The sequence below is a fragment of the Streptomyces sp. NPDC057002 genome, assembly GCF_042673825.1.
GTDB lineage: Bacteria > Actinomycetota > Actinomycetes > Streptomycetales > Streptomycetaceae > Streptomyces.
Genome location: NZ_JBHURZ010000005.1, coordinates 204,296 through 223,868, shown reverse-complemented (window position 1 = coordinate 223,868; position 19,573 = coordinate 204,296). Strand labels below are relative to the sequence as shown.

Annotated in this window: 18 protein-coding genes; 11 read left to right on the top strand and 7 right to left on the bottom strand. The window is 72.3% G+C overall.

Features of this window, described 5'->3' with window-relative positions; translation table 11 throughout:
• Positions 1-41 precede the first annotated feature (41 nt).
• Positions 42-950, top strand: coding sequence for a squalene/phytoene synthase family protein (locus ACFT32_RS25210; RefSeq protein ID WP_382493299.1), 909 nt, complete (start codon positions 42-44; stop codon positions 948-950).
• A 150-nt stretch (positions 951-1,100) separates the two neighbouring features.
• On the opposite strand, the gene ACFT32_RS25205 is transcribed toward ACFT32_RS25210, so the two are convergent.
• Positions 1,101-1,793 (bottom strand): TetR/AcrR family transcriptional regulator, encoded by a 693-nt coding sequence (locus ACFT32_RS25205; protein WP_382493296.1) that lies wholly within the window; start codon positions 1,791-1,793, stop codon positions 1,101-1,103.
• A gap of 124 nt (positions 1,794-1,917) precedes the next feature.
• Here ACFT32_RS25205 and ACFT32_RS25200 point away from each other — a divergent pair, with 124 nt between their 5' ends.
• Entirely contained in the window at positions 1,918-3,291 is a 1,374-nt protein-coding gene (locus ACFT32_RS25200; RefSeq protein WP_382493294.1) for a serine hydrolase domain-containing protein, read from the top strand.
• A 39-nt stretch (positions 3,292-3,330) separates the two neighbouring features.
• Here ACFT32_RS25200 and ACFT32_RS25195 read toward each other — a convergent pair whose 3' ends face one another.
• The gene (locus ACFT32_RS25195) at positions 3,331-4,224 is read right to left on the bottom strand and encodes an NAD(P)-dependent oxidoreductase (RefSeq protein ID WP_382493291.1); all 894 of its coding nucleotides are present in this window, start codon (positions 4,222-4,224) and stop codon (positions 3,331-3,333) included.
• Positions 4,225-4,331: 107 nt separating this feature from the next.
• On the opposite strand from ACFT32_RS25195, the gene ACFT32_RS25190 reads away from it, so the two are divergent.
• Positions 4,332-4,715: a winged helix-turn-helix transcriptional regulator gene (locus tag ACFT32_RS25190; protein ID WP_382493288.1), complete on the top strand. Its 384-nt coding sequence runs from the start codon at positions 4,332-4,334 to the stop codon at positions 4,713-4,715.
• Here the strand turns inward: ACFT32_RS25190 and ACFT32_RS25185 are convergent.
• Complete coding sequence (locus ACFT32_RS25185) at positions 4,670-5,392, bottom strand: class F sortase (RefSeq protein WP_382493285.1); 723 nt, start codon at positions 5,390-5,392, stop codon at positions 4,670-4,672. The genes ACFT32_RS25190 and ACFT32_RS25185 overlap by 46 nt on opposite strands.
• Positions 5,393-5,536: 144 nt before the next feature.
• Positions 5,537-6,055 carry a hypothetical protein gene (locus ACFT32_RS25180; protein ID WP_382493283.1) on the bottom strand — a complete coding sequence of 173 codons (519 nt, stop codon included), beginning with the start codon at positions 6,053-6,055 and terminating at the stop codon, positions 5,537-5,539.
• Between the two features lie 273 nt (positions 6,056-6,328).
• On the opposite strand from ACFT32_RS25180, the gene ACFT32_RS25175 reads away from it, so the two are divergent.
• Complete coding sequence (locus tag ACFT32_RS25175) at positions 6,329-6,964, top strand: NADPH-dependent FMN reductase (protein ID WP_382493280.1); 636 nt, start codon at positions 6,329-6,331, stop codon at positions 6,962-6,964.
• Positions 6,965-7,329: 365 nt separating this feature from the next.
• Positions 7,330-7,641, top strand: a complete 312-nt coding sequence (locus tag ACFT32_RS25170; protein ID WP_382493278.1) for a hypothetical protein — start codon at positions 7,330-7,332, stop codon at positions 7,639-7,641.
• A 347-nt stretch (positions 7,642-7,988) separates the two neighbouring features.
• Here the strand turns inward: ACFT32_RS25170 and ACFT32_RS25165 are convergent, their stop codons facing one another.
• Positions 7,989-8,402, bottom strand: coding sequence for a gamma-glutamylcyclotransferase family protein (locus ACFT32_RS25165; RefSeq protein ID WP_382493275.1), 414 nt, complete (start codon positions 8,400-8,402; stop codon positions 7,989-7,991).
• 139 nt (positions 8,403-8,541) lie between these two features.
• Between ACFT32_RS25165 and ACFT32_RS25160 the strand changes: the two genes are divergently transcribed.
• Positions 8,542-10,188, top strand: coding sequence for a M4 family metallopeptidase (locus ACFT32_RS25160; RefSeq protein ID WP_382493272.1), 1,647 nt, complete (start codon positions 8,542-8,544; stop codon positions 10,186-10,188).
• An 81-nt stretch (positions 10,189-10,269) separates the two neighbouring features.
• Here ACFT32_RS25160 and ACFT32_RS25155 read toward each other — a convergent pair whose 3' ends face one another.
• Entirely contained in the window at positions 10,270-10,980 is a 711-nt protein-coding gene (locus ACFT32_RS25155; RefSeq protein WP_382493270.1) for a GntR family transcriptional regulator, read from the bottom strand.
• 93 nt (positions 10,981-11,073) lie between these two features.
• Here ACFT32_RS25155 and manD point away from each other — a divergent pair, with 93 nt between their 5' ends.
• Genes manD through ACFT32_RS25130 form a run of 5 tightly spaced genes read left to right on the top strand, consistent with a single transcriptional unit; the run spans position 11,074 to position 17,185 of the window.
• Positions 11,074-12,282, top strand: coding sequence for a D-mannonate dehydratase ManD (gene manD, locus ACFT32_RS25150; protein WP_382493267.1), 1,209 nt, complete (start codon positions 11,074-11,076; stop codon positions 12,280-12,282).
• Between the two features lie 5 nt (positions 12,283-12,287).
• Positions 12,288-13,652, top strand: a complete 1,365-nt coding sequence (locus ACFT32_RS25145; protein WP_382493264.1) for a mannitol dehydrogenase family protein — start codon at positions 12,288-12,290, stop codon at positions 13,650-13,652.
• Between the two features lie 59 nt (positions 13,653-13,711).
• Positions 13,712-15,106 (top strand): MFS transporter, encoded by a 1,395-nt coding sequence (locus tag ACFT32_RS25140; RefSeq protein WP_382493261.1) that lies wholly within the window; start codon positions 13,712-13,714, stop codon positions 15,104-15,106.
• A complete protein-coding gene (locus ACFT32_RS25135) occupies positions 15,103-16,161 on the top strand; it encodes an L-idonate 5-dehydrogenase (RefSeq protein WP_382493259.1) in 1,059 nt (352 codons plus the stop codon). Before ACFT32_RS25140 ends, ACFT32_RS25135 begins: the two co-directional genes overlap by 4 nt.
• 55 nt (positions 16,162-16,216) lie before the next feature.
• On the top strand, positions 16,217-17,185 hold the full coding sequence (locus tag ACFT32_RS25130; protein ID WP_382493256.1) for a sugar kinase: 969 nt from the start codon (positions 16,217-16,219) through the stop codon (positions 17,183-17,185).
• An 11-nt stretch (positions 17,186-17,196) separates the two neighbouring features.
• On the opposite strand, the gene ACFT32_RS25125 is transcribed toward ACFT32_RS25130, so the two are convergent.
• Positions 17,197-19,323, bottom strand: a complete 2,127-nt coding sequence (locus tag ACFT32_RS25125) for a molybdopterin oxidoreductase family protein (protein WP_382493254.1) — start codon at positions 19,321-19,323, stop codon at positions 17,197-17,199.
• Positions 19,324-19,573 lie beyond the last annotated feature (250 nt).

The following is a 19,573-nucleotide window of genomic DNA, read 5'->3' as shown; positions in this document are numbered from 1 at the left end:
GGCAGGCTGACCGGCAGGTTCGCCCTGCCTACGATCGGCGCATGAGTGCGTGGAATCAGAGCTTGGATGTTGCGGGGATACGGGAGCCGGAGCTCCGGCGGGATTACAGCGCTCAGCGGGAGTCAGTCGCGCGTTTCAGACGTGCCTCGTACCTTGCGGCCCGTCTGCTGTTGCCGAAGGCGGTGCTGCCTCATGTGGTGGCGGCGACGGCGGTGATGCATCACGGGGACAACCTGCTGGACACCGGCCCGAAGCCACAGCGAGTCGCGGCGTGGGGGGCGTGGGAGCAGGAGGTGCGTAAGGCGCTCGACAGCGGGGTGAGCGACGATCCGCTGATCCGTACGCTGCTGCACACCACCGCGGCGTACCCGCGGCTCCGGGAGGTGGTGGAGGAGTACTTGGCCACCGCCACCGCCGAGTTGGAATTCACCGGCTTCGCCACCGAGGCCGACTACCAGGCGTATGTGGACTCCTACTCGCTGCCCGCGTTCATGCTGGTCGCGTCCTTGCTGAGGCCGGAGCACGAGGACGGGGACTTCCGGGCAGGGTGCCGGATGTTCATCGACGGAAGTCAGCGGCTGGACTTCGTCAACGATCTCGCCGAGGACCTGGCGGAAGGGCGGCTGGGCATCCCGACGGAAACGCTGGCACGCTTCTCGGTGACGGAGAGGGACCTCGCGGAGGGGCGCCAATCGCCGGGCGTACGGGAGTTGTTGGAGTGCCAGATAGAAGCGGCGCGCACCTCCCTGCTGGCGGCCAAGGAACTGCCCGTCCTGACCGCGAGCCGCAACGGCGTGTTGTTGGAGGCAGTCGTCGAGATCGAACTGCTCACCGCGGACGCGGCGCTCGCGCAGGGCGCCCGACTGCTGCGCGGGTCCGTATCACCGCCGATGGTGGGCTCGATACGAGTGATGCTGGGCGCTCGTCGAAGGGCTCGCAGGCAGGGCTGAACCGTCCTGTGTCCTCAGGGCCCTCCAGGGGCGCGGGGAACTGCGCGACCAATCACGACGGTGCCGCGGCCGAACGACGGCCTGTTGTCAGGGGCGCGGGGAACTGCGCGACCGACCACGACGGCGCCGCAGCCGAACAACGCGCGCACATCACCCCCCACAGCCGCCCGCGAGACGCGCCTCGAACCCGTCGAGAAGAGCCCGGAGCCCGAACTCGAAACTGCTGTCGGGCGCCGCCGCGTACTCCACCGCGGCCTTGGTGCCGAGGCGTTCCCGCAGCCGCGGAAACTCCCTCGCGGTCTCCGCGGCACGCGCCACCGCATCGGCCAGCAACTGCCCGGCATCCGCACCGTTCCTGCCCAGCCGCCGATTCAGTGAGACCTCGGCGGCGGGCCCGAGCGTGCTGCCGAGAACGAAGGTGAAGACGGCGGCCGCCGCCCGGTCCGCGTCCTCGGGCGCGAACCCCGCCTTCTCGTAGATCGCGAGGCTCAGGTCGTTGTACCGGGCCTGACCGGGCCCGTACAGGAGATGACTGCCGAACGCCTGGACCAGCCAGGGGTGCCGGGTGAGCATCGCGTGCATGCCCTCGGCCAGGGCCGTGGCGGCCGTGCGCCAGTCGGCGTCGGCGGCGTCGGGATCGGGCAGCTCGACCTCGTGCCAGACCGTGTCGCTGGCGAGCCGCACCAGGTCGTCCTTGGTCTTGATGTGCCAGTAGACGGCCGTGGCGGCCGAGCCCAGCCGCTTCGCCAGGCTCCGCATGTTGAGGCCGTCCAGCCCCTCTTCGTCGAGCAGCTCGATGGCCGCGTGGACGATCCGGTCGGCGGTGAGTGTGTCTCGCGGCATGGCGACCACTGTACTTGCACTTAGTTCATGAAGACATTTCGACGTCCGTGAAAAGCCTTGCACTTTGTTCAAGTCGTGGCCTACGCTCACACTCGTACTTAGTTCAAGTGCCGGAGGGGGAGCCATGACGCAGGAGAAGCTGTCGGATTTCGTCACCACGCAGGCCATGGAGTTCGGCGTCCCAGGTGTGGCCGTCGGAGTGCTCATGGGCGGTCAGGAGTTCTACGCCTCGCACGGCGTGACCAGCCTCGCCGGCCCGCTGCCGGTCGACGAGAAGACCCTGTTCCCGCTGGCGTCGGTCTCCAAGAGCTTCACGGCGACCGCCCTGATGCGCCTGGTCGCCGAGGGGAAGGTGGACCTGGACGCCCCGGTCAGGCGCTACGTGCCCGAACTGCAGCTGGCCGACGAGCAGGCCGCGGAGCGGATCACCGTCCTCAACCTGCTCAACCACACCTCGGGCCTCGACTGGAACCTGATCGACGACGGCGAGGGCGACCGCTCCCTGGCCGGGCTCGTACGCAAGCTCCCCGCCCTGCCGCTGATCGCCCCGCCCGGCGCCCGGGCCTCGTACAGCCAGGCCGGATACAACCTGGCCGGCCGCGTCGTCGAGAAGGTCACGGGTCTGCCCTTCGAACAGGCCATGGCGTCACTGCTCCTGGAGCCGGTGGGCCTGACGGACACCGTGTACGGACTGTCGGAGGCCATGGTCCGCAAGCACGCCGTGGGCTACAACCGCGGCGACGACGGCGAGCTGCGGGCGGCCCGCCCCTGGGGAGCCTTCAGGGAGGGCGCCCGCGCCGACAACCCCGGCGGCGGCCTCGCCTCCTCGGTGAGCGACCTGCTGCGCTGGGCCCGCTTCCAGCTCGGCGACGGTGAGGGCGTGCTGCCCGCGGCGGAGCTGCGCCGCATGCGGGAGCAGACGGTCGCCTTGCGCGGCAGCACCCTCGGCGACGGCTTCGGCATCTGCTGGTTCCTGCACGACTTCGACGGCCTGCACGGCATCGGCCACGGCGGCTCGGGCAACGGCCACTTCGCCGAGCTGCTCATCGTCCCCGAGCGGGACTTCGCGGTGGTCTCCCTGTCCAACGTCGGCCCCGACGGCTACCCCTTCAACCAGTCCGTCGTGCGCTGGGCGCTCGAGCACTACCTCGGCGTCACCGAGAAGACGGTGGAGCCCCTCCCGTACGACGAGGGACGGGCCCGGCAGGTCGCCGGCCGCTACGAGATCGACGCCATGAACCTCGACCTCGCCACCGACGGCACCCGCCTCACCCTGGCGGTCGGCATCAAGCCGGAGATCCGCGAGGCCTCGGACGAGGAGATGCCCCCGGACTACCCGGCCGCCGACATCGCCTTCCTCCCCGGCGACGGCGACGAGTACATCGTCACCGAGGGCGGCCTCAAGGGACAGCGCGGCTACTTCTCCCGCGACGAGAGCGGCACGATCACGGGCGTCGACCTCGCAGGGCGGCTCTTCAAGCGGGTCCAGCAGATCTAGCGGGTCCAGCAGGTCCAAGGCCCAGCGGGCCCGGCGGATCTAGCGGGCATCCTGGGCCAGCAGCTCGATGATCCCCGTCCCGTCCTCGTCGCCGTGTCCCTGGGCGAGGCGCCGCTCCATCAGGGCCATGTACGGGGTCAGCAGCTCGGGGCTGACCCGCTGTTCCTCGGCCGTGCGCAGCAGGGTGGTGTTGCCGGCGACCTGCATCGCGAGGTTGGAGACGACGTTGCCGGTGTAGTCGCCGCTCTCCAGCTGGTCGGCGGTCTGGTGCACGGCCGGTGCCATCGTGGTCAGCCAGTCCACGAGCAGCGGGGCGAAGTCTCTCGGTGCGATGTCCTCCGGGCGGATCAGCGCGAAGGCGTGGGTGATGCCCGCGAACATGCCGCTCATCGCGCTCAGCAGCGCCACGTCGTGCAGCGCGGCGAAGCCCGGGTCGGCCCCGGCCCAGCGCGTGCCGGCCGGGACGGCGAGGGTGTCGCGGTGCTCCTCGAACAGCTCGGGGGAGCCGCTGTAGAAGACATAGCCGCCGGAGTCCGCGACCCCGATCATCGGCGGTACGGCCATGATGCCGCCGTCCAGGAAACGGGCTCCGCGGGCTTCGGCCCAGGCGGCGCGGTCACGGCCCTCGGCCGCGGTGCCGGTGGTGAGGTTCACCAGGTCCCGCCCGGCCAGGTCGGCCCCTTCCAGGGTCTCGCCCACGGAGGCGTCGTCGAGCAGGCAGGCGATCACCAGGCGGTTCGCGGCCACCGCCTCGGCGGCGCTCGCGGCCACGGCCGCGCCCTCGGCGGCCAGGGCCTCGGCCCGGGCGGGGGTGCGGTTCCAGACGGTCACCGGGTGACCGGCGGCGAGCCAGACGCGGGCCAGGGCGGTGCCCATCGCACCGGTGCCGAGAAGGGTGAGGGGAGTACGGGGAGCAACAGCGTTGTCAGTCATGGCGTTTAGAGTCGTCGGAGGGGAAGGGGCTGCTCAAGTACCCACTTGGAAGTGGGTGGTTTCCCCGGGGGAAGCATGCAGGCGGCAGCAGGGGAAGGGGTTGGGGCATGGGGACGACGGGGCGGCGGCCGGGTGCGTACATCTGCGGGATCGACGCGGCGATGGACATGATCGGCGGCAAGTGGAAGGTGCTCATCCTCTGGGCGCTGCACGAGCGGCCCTGCCGCTTCGGCGAACTGCGCCGGGAGCTGCCGGGCGTCACCGAGAAGGTGCTCGCCTCGCATCTGCGCGAGATGGAGGCCGACGGCCTGGTGCATCGCGAGGCGTACGACGAGGTGCCGCCCCGCGTGGAGTACTCGCTGACGCCGCGCGGCGTCACCCTGAACGAGGCACTGGAGCCCCTGGGGGCCTGGGGGCCTGGGGGAAAGCCAACATCCTGGGCGGCTCACCGGCTCCCGGTCAGATGCGCGAAGACGACCACGTTGCCCTGATAGCCGGTGGCCCGTGAGTAGCCTCCGCCGCAGGTGATGACCCGCAGCTCGGGGCGGCGGGCGGGGCCGTAGACCTTCTGGTCGGGGAAGTCCTTCGCGGGGTACGCCTCGACGGCGTCCACGGTGAACACGGCGACTCTGCCGTCGCGCCGGTCCACCTCGATCGTGCTGCCCTTGGTCAGGGCGCCCAGGGCGTAGAAGACGGCGGGGCCGTCGGCGTTGTCGACATGGCCGGCGACGATCGCGGTGCCCCGCTCACCGGGCGTGGTGCCGGCCTCGTACCAGCCGGCGAGGTTCCCGCGCGCGGCGGGCGGCGCGTTCAGGCTGCCGGTCTTCGTCAGGCCGAGCCCGGTCAGGGGCGCGTCGACCCGGATCGCCGGGATGCGGATGCGGTCGGGCGGCGAGGGCGGCAGCGCGGGCGCGGCATGCCGCTCACCGGCCCGGCCGGCCTGTCCGGCCCGGCCCTCCTGCCCGTCCCGCCTGTCCTGCCCGTCCTGCCTGTCCTGTCCGTCCTGGCTCGCGCGGGCCTGCGCGGAGGACGGCTGGGGCGGGGCGTGCGTCTCGGCGCCGCTGCGCAACAGCCACGCCCCGCAGCACAGGGCGAACACCGTGACGGCCGCCATGGCGGCGTTGGCCGGGTTGCCGAACGTCTTGCCGTACCTGGGGAATCTGCGCATGGCGGGCCCTTTCCTGATCTGCCCTCTGCCCTCCGCGTTTCAGGAGCCCTGCGGGCCCCGTACCCCCCTCCGGGCCGCGAGGGGCGTCGGACCCGGAGGGGGAGGGGACATGCGGTACCGGCGACGGACAGCGGAGGGTGTCCGTCAGATCCCGTCGCCTCTCGCCCGGCGATGCAGGAGCCAGGTACCGCCCGCGGCGGCGACGGCGAGGGCCGCCACACCTGCCGCGGTCTGCACGGGATCGGGGCCCAGAGTGCCGCCGACCCCCGTCTTCACACTCCCCCTGGGATGGACCTGTTGGCGCACGGCCGTCAGCGTGACCACCACGTCCCCCGTGACCACCCGGCCGCTCCCGCCGCACGTCGCGGTGATCTCGTACGTCCCCGGCTGCGCGCTCGGCGGCACCCTGAACCGCCCCATGGCGTCCTGGCCGTCCGGGCCCGGTGCCAGGCCGAGGGAACCGGCCCCGACCGCACTGGCGTCACCCGTCGCCGTACCGCCGTCGCCGCAGGCCGCCGTGCGCACGGTGACCTGCCCGCCCGGGACCACCGAGGAGGGGGAGACCTCCAGGCCACCGGCGGCCCCGTACGCGGGAGCGGCGGCCAGGGCCGCGGCGGCGACGGCGAGCACGGTGCCGGTCAGCGGCCGGGCGGTACGTCGCATCGGTGCTCCTTCGAGCGGTTCGTTCGTGCACCTGCCCTTCCGAGGTAACGGGCAGCGCGGCGGCCGCGCTTTCTGAGGGAGCGTCAGAATTGGGGTGAATGGGTGTCAGGGGGTGCGCCGCCCGACGGCCGCCGGGGGGTGTTCGGGCAGGTCAGGGGCGTTCTGCGGGCAGGTCCCGGAAAAGCCCGGCGAGCACGTGTGAACGGGTGACCCGGGCATGGGGGCACATCGGGGCTTGACCTCAACAAAGGTTGAGGTACGAGGCTGTGCCGCATGAACGCATCCGCTGCGCACGCACCCACCGTTGCCCACGCATCCACCGCCGCCCGCTCCACGACCGAGCCCCTCCATGTGGCCCTCATCATCGGCAGCAACCGCCACGGCCGCTTCGGTCCCGTCGTCGCCGACTGGCTCCTCGACCGCCTCCGGGGCCGGGACGACCTGGTCGCCGAGGTCGTCGACGTCGCCGACACCGACCTGCCGATGTCCTTCGAGCGCACCCCCGAGGCGACCGCCGCCCTCTCCGGCATCACCCCGAAACTGGCCCGCGCGGACGCCTTCGTCGTCCTCACCCCCGAGTACAACCACTCCTACCCGGCGGGCCTGAAGAACCTCATCGACTGGCACTTCACCGAGTGGCGGGCCAAGCCGGTCGCCCTCGTCTCCTACGGCGGCCTCTCCGGCGGCCTGCGCGCGGTGGAGCACCTCCGCCAGGTCTTCGCCGAACTCCACGCCGTGACGGTCCGCGACACCGTCTCCTTCCACAACGCCGGCGCGTCCTTCGACGACAAGGGCGCCCTACGGGACCCCACCGGCCCGGACGCCGCGGCCAAGACCATGCTGGACCAACTGGCCTGGTGGGGCGAGGCGTTGCGCCACGCGAGGACGACCCACCCGTACGCGGACTGACCCGCACGTCGTCCCGGGCGTATCGATCTCGCTCCGGTCCGGTTCCGGGCCGCCCTGCGCCGCACGGCCATCGCCGCCCGAGCGCACGGATGACCACGGGAGCGCGGAGACGCCCCGCCGGGCATGAGGCCGGCGGGGCGTCCTCACGCCCAGGGCGCTGTGACCGGAGGTGCCGTGACCGGAAACGATCACCGGGGGCCTATTGCCCAGCAGTGGTTCGCCCTCACCTAGGGGAGAGACCTGATGCGGCGCTGTTCCGTGCTCATTACTGTCGGAGTCACGGAGCGGTGCTGACAGCTTGAGGGGGTTGTGACGGCGTGGATGAGCCTGGGGCGTACGAGGTCCGGATCCATGGATGCCGGAGCGTGCGGGAGGCGCTGACGCTGAAGGAGCCGGTCACGCGTCTGTTGTGTCCGGACCCCGACCACGCGCCACCGTGTGACGTGCCGTGGAGTTGTTTCACCCTGGGTGACGACGAGCGGGCCGGTGACGGCATCGAGGCCGCGGTCCTTGTCCTGGGCGTCTACGCGTCAGGCGGGCGGGCCGCGCAGGTGGCCGACCAGGTGCGCGGTGTGGTGGGCGAGACCCGGCCCGTCACCGTGAGCGCGGCTGCTGCCGGACAGTTCGAGGAGCTGGCAGAGCAGTATCGGATCGAACACGCTGTCGGGCAGAGCTGAACGAGCAGGGGGCTGGGGCGCTGGACTGGAGTGGCCGGTGCCGTGACCGCGCAGGTCGCCGGGTCGTCCGGACTGCGGTCCGCAGAGGGCGTCCGCCCCGGCGGGTGCCCTTCTCGCTTCGGATGCGGGCGCGTTCCTCGCGTTCGGCGGTCAGGATGTCACGGTGGCAGGCGTCGGTGGCGCACCTACTGGCACGGCACCGCTGCGACGTCCTGCTGGCGTCGCCCCGGCGCGGGCGGGCGTGCAGGGCCCGGATCTGCGGGGCGTGATCGGTATGGGTGGCGGGAGTTGACGAGGGTGAGCTGCCTCAGCGGTCCGAAGTGCGCCGCCGAAGAAGGGCGCCACCCTCACCCCCGCCAGTCCCCGCCCTCGATCCGTCGCCCCCCGGCCCGCAGTCGCGCCGCCACCCCTGGGCCCGCCAGATACACCCAGGCCCGGACCGTCGCCCCGTCCGCGTCCCTCACGACCTTCCGCTCGACGCGTTCGTACAGACTGCGTGGATCCCCCGGTACGTAGTCCTCCAGCCGGTCCAGCTCCGCGAGCAGCGCCCCGTACGACTCCGGCAGGGCGGTGATCAACTCCCCGGTCACGGTGTCGCCGCCGCCCGGTTCCTCGACCGCGTAGGGGTAGCCCGGCCCGGCGTACAGCACCGCGTCGTCGAGCCGTGCCGGGGCCTCGGAGCGGGTGCGGCCGTGCAGGAAGAGGTCGTGGTTGACCTCGCCGGGGCGGAGCGTGCCGTAGACGAAGAAGGGGAGGGTCACAGGAACGATTCTGCACCCTCACACACCTGCACAACGGGCCTATGGACATGCCAGGTCCGGGCCGAATTAACTCGCGGTCAACATCAACGCCGCCCCCGGTCGACCCCACGCGACCGGGTGTGCCCGTATGAGGAGACCGATGAGTCGGATACGTCCCGTCCGAGGTTCCCGTCTCGCCACCGCAGGCGTGGCCGCCACCGGCATCGGCGCCCTGGTGGCCGCCGTGCTTTCCCCCACCGCGCAGGCGGACGAACGGCCGACCCGGTCCGACGCGATCGACAGTGCGGAGGCGGTCCTCGCCGACCGGGCCTCCGAACTGGGTCTCGGCTCGGCCCAGGAGACGAAGGTCCGGGACGTGGTCGTCGACAAGGACGGTACCCAGCACGTCCGCTACGACCGCACCTACCACCGACTCCCGGTCCTCGGCGGCGACTTCGTACTCCACCTGAACCCGGACGGCACGTACCGCGGCGCCAACCGCGCGACGAAGTCCGCGCTCTCCATAGCCAGCGTCACCCCGAAGGTGACCGCCCCGAAGGCCGCCGACCTGGCCGCGAGCCTGCTGCGCGCAGCGCACCTCGGCGAGACCCTGAAGAAGCTGACCGCCAAGCCGCGCCTGGTCGTCGACGCCCTGCACGGCGCCCCGAAGCTGGCCTGGCAGACCGACGCGGTCGCGCACGACGGACTCGGCAACCCCGTCGGGCGCACGGTGCTGACCGACGCGACGACCGGCGACCGAATAGACGCCTGGGACACCATGGAGACGGTGTCGGGCGACGGCAAGTCCCTCTACGGCGGCACGGTTCCGCTGGAGACGACGAAGTCCGGGACGTCGTACCTGCTGAAGGACGCCACGCGCGGCGGCACATACACCGGCGACGCGGAGAACAAGACGGACAAGTGCCTGCTCACGGTCTGCGTGACCCGCGCCCCCGCGACGCTCTTCACCGACGCGGACAACCACTGGGCCACGGGCGCGACCTCCGACCGCGCCACGGTGGCGGTGGACGCCCAGTACGGCACGGACGTCACCTGGGACTACTACAAGAACGTCCACAACCGGAAGGGCATCGCCGGCGACGGCAAGGGCTCATTCAACCGCGTCCACTACGGCAAGAACTACAACAACGCCTTCTGGGACGACAACTGCTTCTGCATGACGTACGGCGACGGCGACGGCAAGCAGCTCGGTCCGCTGGTGTCGCTGGACGTGGCCGGGCACGAGATGTCCCACGGCGTCACCTCGAAGACGGCGGCGCTGACGTACTCGGGCGAGTCCGGCGGACTGAACGAGGCCACGTCGGACATCTTCGGCACGCTGGTGGAGTTCCACGCGAACAACTCCAAGGACCCCGGTGACTGGCTCATCGGCGAGAAGGTCGTCCGCTCCGGGCTCGGCCGGGAGGCCCTGCGCCGCATGGACAAGCCGTCGAAGGACGGCAAGTCCGCCGACTGCTGGAGCGACAAGGTCGCCGACCTCGATGTGCACTACTCCTCGGGCGTCGGCAACCACTTCGCGTACCTGCTCGCGGAGGGCAGCGGCGCCAAGACGATCAACGGCGTCAGCCACTCCTCCCCGACCTGCAATGCCTCCACGGTCAAGGGCATCGGCAAGGCCAAGCTGGGCAAGATCTGGTACCGCGCCCTGACGGTCTACATGACGTCCTCGACCGACTACGCGGCCGCCCGCAAGGCGACCCTGAACGCCGCGAAGGACCTCTACGGCAGCGGCGGCACGGAGCAGAAGGCCGTGGCCGCGGCCTGGAGCGCCGTCAAGGTGGGCTGAACCGCCCCCTCACGACACTCGGTGGTGTCCGCAGTTCGGGTGCGGACACCACCGAGGCCTGTGTCGGAGTCTCTCACTCCGCTACTCCCAGACCACCACGTTGCGCCGCACCGGCACCGACGAGGAGCCGGTGGCGAAGAGCTCGGGTGAGTGGGCGCGGATGCGCTCGATGTCGCTGAAGACGGCGCGCAGGTGCGTACGCATGGCGGTGCGGGCCAGGGCGAGATCGCCGCCGACGACCGCGTCGAAGATCTCCCGGTGCTGGTCGGCGAAGACCGCGGGTGAGACGTTCTCGTGCAGGCCAAGCCGGCGGGCCCGGTCCAGGTGGCCCTTGGCCGCGGCGACCGTGGTCCACACATCGCCGTGGCCGCCCAGCCGCATCAGGCCGTGGTGGAAGGCCTCGTCCAGCTCGAAGAACTCCTCCAGGCCCAGCGGTGTGCGCTGCTGACGAGCGAGGTTGTCCCGCAGTTCCGCCACGACCGACGCGTCCAGCTCGGAGGGCAGGGCGTCCAGCGAGGCCAGTTCGACGGCCTCCCGCAGGAACTGCGCGTCCGCGACCTGCGCCGGGTCCACCCGGGACACGAACGACCCGATCTTGGGGAAGATCTGCACCAGCCCGTCCTGGGCCAGCAGGATCAGGCTCTCCCGCACCGGCGTGCGGCTCACGCCCAGGGACGCGGCCAGCTCGTTCTCCGACAGTGCGGCGCCCGGAGGGAGTTCGAGGGTCAGCACCATCTGACGCAGCTTCAGGTAGATGGAGCGCCGGCTGGTCCGCCGGTTCGTCTGGGCCATGTGCACATCCTACGTATCGAAGCGAGGGTATTGCTCCCCTGTGCGACAGGTGCTTGTATACAAGCACTGCACGACAGGGAAGGAGAGCCCTCAGTGAGCACCATCGAGCGCGTCGAGGTCTTCGTCGCCTCCCCGGGCCGCACGTTCGTCACCCTGCGCGTCACCACCTCGGACGGGGTGACCGGCCTCGGCGACGCCACGCTCAACGGGCGCGAGCTGGCCGTGGCGAGCTATCTGCGCGACCACCTCGCCCCGCTGCTGATCGGCCGCGACCCGGCGCGCATCGAGGACACCTGGCAGTACCTCTACAAGGGCGCCTACTGGCGGCGCGGCCCGGTCACCATGACGGCCATCGCCGCCGTCGACACGGCCCTGTGGGACATCAAGGGCAAGACCGCCGGGCTCCCCGTGTACGAGCTGCTCGGCGGCCGCTCCCGGGACGGCGTCCTGGTCTACTCGCACGCCAGCGGCACGGACGTGCCCTCCCTCCTCGACGACGTAGAGCGCTATCTGGACCTCGGCTACAAGGCCGTACGCGCCCAGGCGGCGGTCCCGGACGTCGGCGGCACCTACGGCGTCCGCAAGGGCAAGGTCTACGAACCGGCCGCGACCGATCTCCCCGACGAGCAGCCCTGGGACACCGAGGCCTACCTCGGCTTCGCGCCGACGTACCTGGAGGCCGTACGGGAGCGCTTCGGCTTCGGCTTCCACCTCCTGCACGACGTGCACCACCGGCTGACACCGATCGAGGCGGCCCGCTTCGGCAAGAGCGTCGAGGCCTGCCGGCTGTTCTGGATGGAGGACCCGACGCCCGCCGAGAACCAGGAGGCGTTCCGGCTCATACGGCAGCACACCACGACACCGATCGCCGTCGGCGAGGTGTTCAACTCCATCTGGGACGTCCAGCACCTCATCACCGAGCAGCTCATCGACTACGTGCGCACCACCGTGGTCCACGCGGGCGGCATCACCCACCTCCGCCGGATCTTCGACCTCGCCGCGCTCTACCACGTACGCACCGGCTCGCACGGCGCCACCGACCTCTCCCCGGTCAGCATGGCCGCTGCCGTGCACCTCGACATCACCGTGCCGAACTTCGGCATCCAGGAGCACATGGGCCACCCCGACGAGGCCGCCGAGGTGTTCCGCACGGGCGTCACCTTCGCCGACGGCATGCTGCACCCCTCGGACGCGCCGGGCCTCGGGGTCGAGTACGACGAGAAGGCCGCCGAACGCTTCCCCTACCAGCGGCGCTATCTCCCGGTCGCCCGCCGTCTCGACGGCTCGGTGCACGACTGGTGAGCGGCGTGCAGCAGCTGAACCGCGCAGCGCTCGACGCCCTCCCGACCGCCGCGCGCCCCCGTGTCGACCCCGCCGGACTGCGCACCCGCGTCGTCCACTTCGGCGTCGGCGCCTTCCACCGGGCCCACCAGGCCGTCTACACCGAGAACGCCGTCGCCCACTCCGGCGAGCCCTGGGGCATCGCCGCCGTCGCTCCCCGGTCGACGGCGACCGTCGACGCCCTGCGCGCCCAGGACTGCCTGTACTCGGTGACCGAGCGCGTTGACGAGGACGGCGTCCCCCGGGTCGTCGGCGCGCTGACCGGCGCGTACGCGCTCGGGCGGGACGGGGCGGCCGTCGACGCCCTGCTCACCGACCCCGAGGTGACGGTGGTGACGCTGACGATCACGGAGAAGGGCTACCGGGCCGCCGGCCCGGACACGGTCGTCGGGCGCCTCGCCGCCGGGCTGGCCGCGCGGATGCGCTCCGGAGCCGCGCCGATCAGCGTCGTGTCCTGCGACAACATGGCGGACAACGGCGGCGTGCTGCGGGCGGCGGTCCAGGACGCCGTGCGCGCGGCGGGCGGGCGCGACCGGGATCAGATCCTGGACCTGCTCGACCGGCAGGTGGCCTTCCCCGCCACCGTGGTCGACCGGATCGTCCCCGCCACCGCCCCGGGAGACCGCACGGCGACGGCCACCGCGCTGGGCGTCCACGACGCCCTGCCCGTGAGCGGCGAACCGTATCGGCAGTGGGTCCTGGAGGACCGCTTCACAGCCCCGCGTCCCCCGTGGGAGCTGGACGGCGCCCTCATCGTGCCCCATGTCGCGCCCTACCAGCTCACCAAGCTGCGGCTGCTCAACGGCTCGCACTCGGCACTCGCCTTCCTCGGGATCGCCGCGGGCCGCACCACCGTCGCCGACGCGATGGCCGACGACTGGGGCGAGCGGCTCGTCAGGTCCCTGTGCGCCGAGGTCGCGCCCACCCTGCCGGACGGCGGCCCGGACCCCGCCCGGTACGCCGACGACCTGGTCGCCCGCTTCCGCAACCCGGCCATGCGCCACCTGCTGCGGCAGATCGCCTCGGACGGCTCCCTCAAGATCACCGAACGCTGGCTGCCGGCCCTGCGCGTCCTGCGCGAGCGCGGTACGGCCACCCCGGTCTTCGAACTCGCCCTGGCGGGCTGGGCGAACCTCACCCGGGACCACGACATCCCGGACCCCGCCCGGGACGCACTCACCGCCTGCTGGCACACCGGAGCGGACGACACGGCCGTCGTCCGCGCGCTCCTCACCACCGTCGGCGCGCCCGACCTCGCCGGCGACTCCGGGCTCGTCACCGCCGTCGTACGGCATCTCCCGGCGCTGCGTGCCGGACACGTGGACATCTGAACGCTCCCCGCCCCCGCTTCCCGTCCGCCCCACCCGTCCCCGGAACAACGGAGTTCACGATGAAGGACACCACGACCACGGCCGAGCCGGCCGGCGGCGTGCGACGCACCACCCGTGACCTGACCAAGGCCGCCGTGTCGGGCTGGCTGGGCACGGCCATGGAGTTCATGGACTTCCAGCTCTACTCGCTGGCGGCCGCGATCGTCTTCAACAAGATCTTCTTCCCGGACGTCAGCCCCGCCATCGGCCTCATCGCCGCGATGGCCACCTACGGCGTCGGCTACGTCGCCCGCCTCGCCGGCGCGGTCTACTTCGGAAGAATGGGCGACCGGCTCGGCCGCAAGAAGGTCCTGACGATCACCATCCTGCTGATGGGCGCCTCCACCACCCTCATAGGCGTCCTGCCCACCTACGCGACCATCGGCATCCTGGCGCCCGTTCTGCTCGTCGTCCTGCGGCTCGCCCAGGGCTTCGGCGCGGGCGCGGAGATCGCGGGCGCGACCGTGATGCTCGCCGAGTACGCCCCGACGAAACGGCGCGGTCTGGTCGCCTCGCTGGTGTCGCTGGGCACCAACTCGGGGACGCTGGCCGCCTCCGGGCTGTGGGCGGTGCTGCTCGCCGTGCTCAGCGAGGAGCAGTTGCTGTCCTGGGGCTGGCGGCTGCCCTTCCTGCTGAGCTTCGGACTGCTGCTGTTCGCGGTGTGGCTGCGGCGCAACCTCAAGGAGAGCCCGGTCTTCGAGGAGCGGCCCGACGTCGTGGACGGCGTCGCGATGAGCCGGCGCGAGGTTGAGACGGCCGTCACCAAGGGGGCGGACGACGACGCCGGGCTGCTGGAGGCGGGCCTGAAGCAGCGAAAGGGCAAGGCGTTCTTCCTGGCGCTCGGGCTGCGCTTCGGGCAGGCCGGCAACTCCGGGCTGATCCAGACGTTCCTCGTCGGCTACATCGCCACCGAACTCTCGGCCGAGCGCTCCGTACCCACCGACGCCATCGTGTACGGATCGCTGCTGGGCTTCCTCACGGTGCCGGCCATCGGCATGCTCGGCGACCGCTTCGGGCGCCGCCGGATGTATCTGGCGCTCACCTCTCTCACGGCCCTCACCGCCTTCCCGCTCATGATGCTGATCACCTCGGGCAGCACGCCCGCCCTGATGCTCGGCATGGTCCTGGGCCTGAACCTCGGCGTCCTCGGACTGTTCGCGCTGGAGAGCGTGACCATGGCCGAACTCTTCGGCTCCCGCACCCGGTTCACCCAGCTCGCGCTGGCCAAGGAGATCGGCGGCGTCCTCGCCACCGCGATCGGTCCGGTCCTCGCGGCGAGCCTCACCGCCGCCACCGGAAGCTGGTGGCCCATCGCCGCGATGCTCGTCGTCTACTCCCTCATCACCCTCGTCAGCGCGCTGCTCTCGCCCGAGACGCGCGGACGCGACCTGGTCCGCCTGGAGGACGCCGCATGACCCCTGTCACCGCCATGAAGGCCGTCGTCGTGCACGGCGCCGGTGACGTCAGGATCGACGAGCGGCCCCGGCCCGAGCCCGCGCGGGACGAGGTGCTGCTCGCCCTGGAGTGGGGCGGCATCTGCGGCTCCGACGTCGCGTACTGGAAGAAGGGCGCCTCCGGCACCGCCGCCCTCGCCCACCCGCTGGTCCTCGGCCATGAGTTCGCCGGCCGGGTCGCGGCGCTGGGCTCCGGGGTGAGGGGCCTGTCGGAGGGACAGGCCGTCACCGTCCACCCCGCCCAGCTCGTCGGCGAGCCCTCGGAGCGGCTCGCCGGGCGCACCAACCTCCACGAGCGGGTCCGCTACTTCGGCTCGGCGGCCCTCACCCCGCACACCGACGGCGGGTTCAGCGAGTTCCGTACGGTCCCCGCGGCCCAGGTCCGGCCGCTGCCCGAGGGCGTGGACACCGAGTCGGGGGCCCTCGCCGAGCCGCTGGCGGTCGCCCTGCACGCCGTGGGCCGGGTTCCGGCGCTGCGCGGCCGTACGGTCCTGGTCAACGGGGCCGGTCCGATCGGCTCGCTGGTCGTCGCGGCCGCGAAGCACCGCGGCGCGGACACGGTGTGCGCCGCCGACCTGTCCTCCGCGTCGCTCGCCGTGGCCCGTCGGATGGGCGCCGACACGACGGTCGACGTCTCCCGGGGCGAGGAACTGCCGCACGACGTCGACGTCGTCTTCGAGGCGTCCGGCGCACCGGCCGCGCTGGGAGCGGTCCTGCGGGCCACGGCCCGGGGCGGCACCCTCGTACAGGTCGGGAACCTGCCGGGCACCGCCGAGCCCGCCGTCCTGGGCGACCTGGTCACCCGGGAGATCACCTGGATCGGCTCCTACCGTTTCGTCGACGAGATCGACGACGCCCTGACCGCCCTGCGCGACGGCCTGGACGTCTCACCCGTCATCAGCCACCGCTTCCCCCTGGAACAGGCCGAGCGGGCCCTCACGGTCGCGGCGGACCCGGCGAGCGCGAGCAGCAAGGTGATGCTGCGGCTCGGCGGGGGAGCGCCGGCCGTCCTCTGACAGCACGCCCGTAGTCCCACCGTTCCTGTGTCCCACCTTCCCGCGGGAGAACTCCGTGCCCCACCCGACCGCCGTATCCCCCGAGCACGTGCCGGCGGACGTCGTGTGTCTCGGCGAGACCATGGCCGTGCTCAGCCCGCCGGACGACCGGCCGCTCGCCGACCAGTCCGCGCTCCGTCTCTCCGTCGGCGGCGCCGAGTCCAATGTGGCCTGCGGACTGGCCGCGCTCGGGCACCGCGCGGCCTGGCTGAGCCGGGTCGGCGACGACGCGTTCGGGCGGCGCATCCGCTCCGAACTCGCCGCCCGGGGCGTCGAGGTGGGCGCCGTCGCCGTCGACCCGGCGCATCCGACCGGCGTGTACTTCAAGGACCCGGGCCCCGACGCCACCCGGCCCCTGTACTACCGGAGCGGATCGGCCGCCGCCCACATGGGACCGGAGCTGGCCGGCGCGCCCGAGCTGCGCGGGCCGCGGATCGTGCACGTGTCGGGCATCACCGCGGCGCTGTCCGGCAGTTGCGCGCGGCTGCTGGAGGAGATCGTCGTACACCGCACCCCGTGGGACGAGGCGGGGCCCCGGCCGTTGGTCTCCTTCGACGTCAACCACCGCCCCGCCCTGTGGAGCGGACGGAACGCCGACGCGGCACCGGCGCTGCGGGATCTGGCCCGTGCCGCGGACCTGGTGTTCGTCGGGCGTGACGAGGCCGAGGCCCTGTGGGGCACGGCCCACCCCGACGACATCGCGGGCCTGCTCGCCCCGGCACCGCTCGTCGTCGTCAAGGACGCGGAGCACGGCGCCACCTCGTACGCGGCGGGTGAGTCCACCTTCGCGCCCGCCCTCGCCGTCGAGGTCGTGGAACCGGTAGGCGCGGGCGACGCCTTCGCCGCCGGATATCTGTCCGGGGTCCTGGAGGACCTTGACGAGCCGTCCAAGCTCCGCCTCGGCCACCTGACGGCGGCGACAGCGCTCCGCAGCCGGGACGACATCGCCGACCTCGGCGAGGCCCTGGCCCCGGCCCGGCGCTAGCCCCCGGCCACTCAGCCCCGCACCGCCTCCAACCGCACCGCACACGCCTTGAACTCCGGCATCCGGGAGGTCGGGTCGAGCGCGGGGTTGGTGAGGGTGTTGGCGCGGCCCTCGCCCGGCCAGTGGAAGGGCATGAACACGGTGTCGGGGCGGATGGCGTTCGTGATCCTCGCGGGCGCCACCGCCCGGCCCCGCCGCGACACGACGGCGACCGGATCCCCCTCGGCCGCCCCGAGCCTTGCCGCCAGCCGCGGATGCAACTCCACGAACGGCCCGGGCGCCGCGGCGTTCAGCTCGGCCACGCGCCGCGTCTGCGCCCCGGACTGATACTGCGCCACGACCCGTCCGGTGGTCAGCAGCACGGGGTACTCGTCGTCCGGTTCCTCGGCGGCCGCACGATGCGAGACGGGCACGAACCGGGCCCGTCCGTCGGGGGTGGCGAACCGGTCGAGGAAGAGGCGGGGTGTGCCGGGGTGTGCCTCGGCCGTTGACGTATCACCTGCGGCGGGCGACTCCGGCTCCGCCGCCTCCGCAGCCCCCGGACAAGGCCAGAACACCCCGTCCTCCTCCACCAGCCTGCGGTACGTGATCCCCGAGTAGTCCGCCGGGCCGCCCGCGCTCGCGCGGCGGAGTTCCTCGAAGACCTCCTCGGCGTCGGTCGGGAAGCCCTTCTCCACGCCCAGCCGGTCGGCCAGTTCGTGGAGGACCTCCAGGTCGCTGCGGATGCCCTCGGGCGGCGTGATCGCCCGGCGGCGGAGCAGGACCCGGCCCTCGAGGTTCGTCGTCGTGCCCGTCTCCTCCGCCCACTGCGTGACCGGCAGGACCACATCGGCGAGCGCCGCCGTCTCCGACAGCACCACGTCACACACGGCGAGGAAGTCCAGCGACCTGATGCGCTCCTCGATGTGCGCGGCACGCGGCGCCGACACCACCGGGTTGGACGCCATCAGCAGCAGGGATTTGATGTCCGTGCCCAGCGCGTCCAGCAGTTCGTACGCACTGCGCCCCGGGCCCGGAAGCGACTCCGGGTCGACACCCCACACCTCGGCGACATGCCGCCGCGCCGCCGGATCGTCGAGCTTGCGGTAGCCCGGCAGCTGGTCGGCCTTCTGCCCGTGTTCGCGTCCGCCCTGCCCGTTGCCCTGCCCGGTCAGACAGCCGTACCCGGACAGCGGACGGCCCGCCCGGCCGGTCGCCAGGCACAGGTTGATCCACGCGCCTACCGTGTCCGTGCCCTTGGACTGCTGCTCGGGCCCGCGCGCGGTGAGCACCATCGCGGACTCCGGCTCGCAGAACAGCCGTACGGTCTCCCGCAGTTGAGGAACGGACACCCCCGTGATCCGCTCCACGTACTCCGGCCAGTGCGCCATCGCCGCGGCCCGCGCGTCCTCCCAGCCCGCCGTGCGCTCCTGGACGTACTCCTCGTCCACCCGCCCCTCGGCGATCACCAGATGCAGCAGGCCCAGCGCCAGGGCCAGGTCCGTGCCCGGCCGGGGCGCCAGGTGCAGGTCCGCCTGCTCGGCGGTCTTCGTGCGGCGCGGGTCGATCACGATCAGGGTGCCGCCGTTCTCCCGCAGCTCGTTGAAGAACCGGAGCGACGGCGGCATGGTCTCCGCGAGATTGGACCCGACCAGGATCACGCAGCCGGTCTTCGGGATGTCCTCCAGCGGGAACGGCAGCCCCCGGTCGAGCCCGAACGCCTTGATGCCGGCGGCGGCCGCCGACGACATGCAGAAACGGCCGTTGTAGTCGATCTGGGACGTGCCGAGCACGACCCGTGCGAACTTGCCGAGGGTGTACGCCTTCTCGTTCGTCAGACCGCCCCCGCCGAACACCCCGACCCCGTCCGGCCCGTGCTCCGCGCGGGTCCGGCGCAGCGCCGCGACGATCCGGTCCAGCGCCTCGTCCCAGGAGGCGGGCACCAGCTCGCCCCCGGACCGCACCAGCGGCGAGGTCAGACGGACGTCGGAGGCCAGCACCGCGGGTGCCGTACGGCCCTTGCCGCACAGCGCGCCCCGGTTCACCGGGAAGTCCGCGCGCTCGCTCACCTCGACGGTCCCGTCCGGCGTGGGCGTCAGGTTCATCCCGCACTGCAGGGCGCAGTACGGGCAGTGCGTGGGCGTGGCGGTGTTCTGCATACCGTTCAGCGTGCTTCGGCCGTGTTACGCGCGGCACGGTCCCCTGTTACACGGCCGGGACGGGGACCTCCCCGCCACCGCCCGGCCCGCGTGAGGCACGGCCCCGCCCAGGGGGTGACGTACGGATCGGGGGTGGGGGCGCGCCGCCCGCGCGCCCCCCCCCCGCCCCCACCGGGGCGGTGCCGGGTCAGGGCACGGCCCCCGGCAGCACTCGTACGCGGAGTACGGCTCGTCGCCCACCGCCACCCCC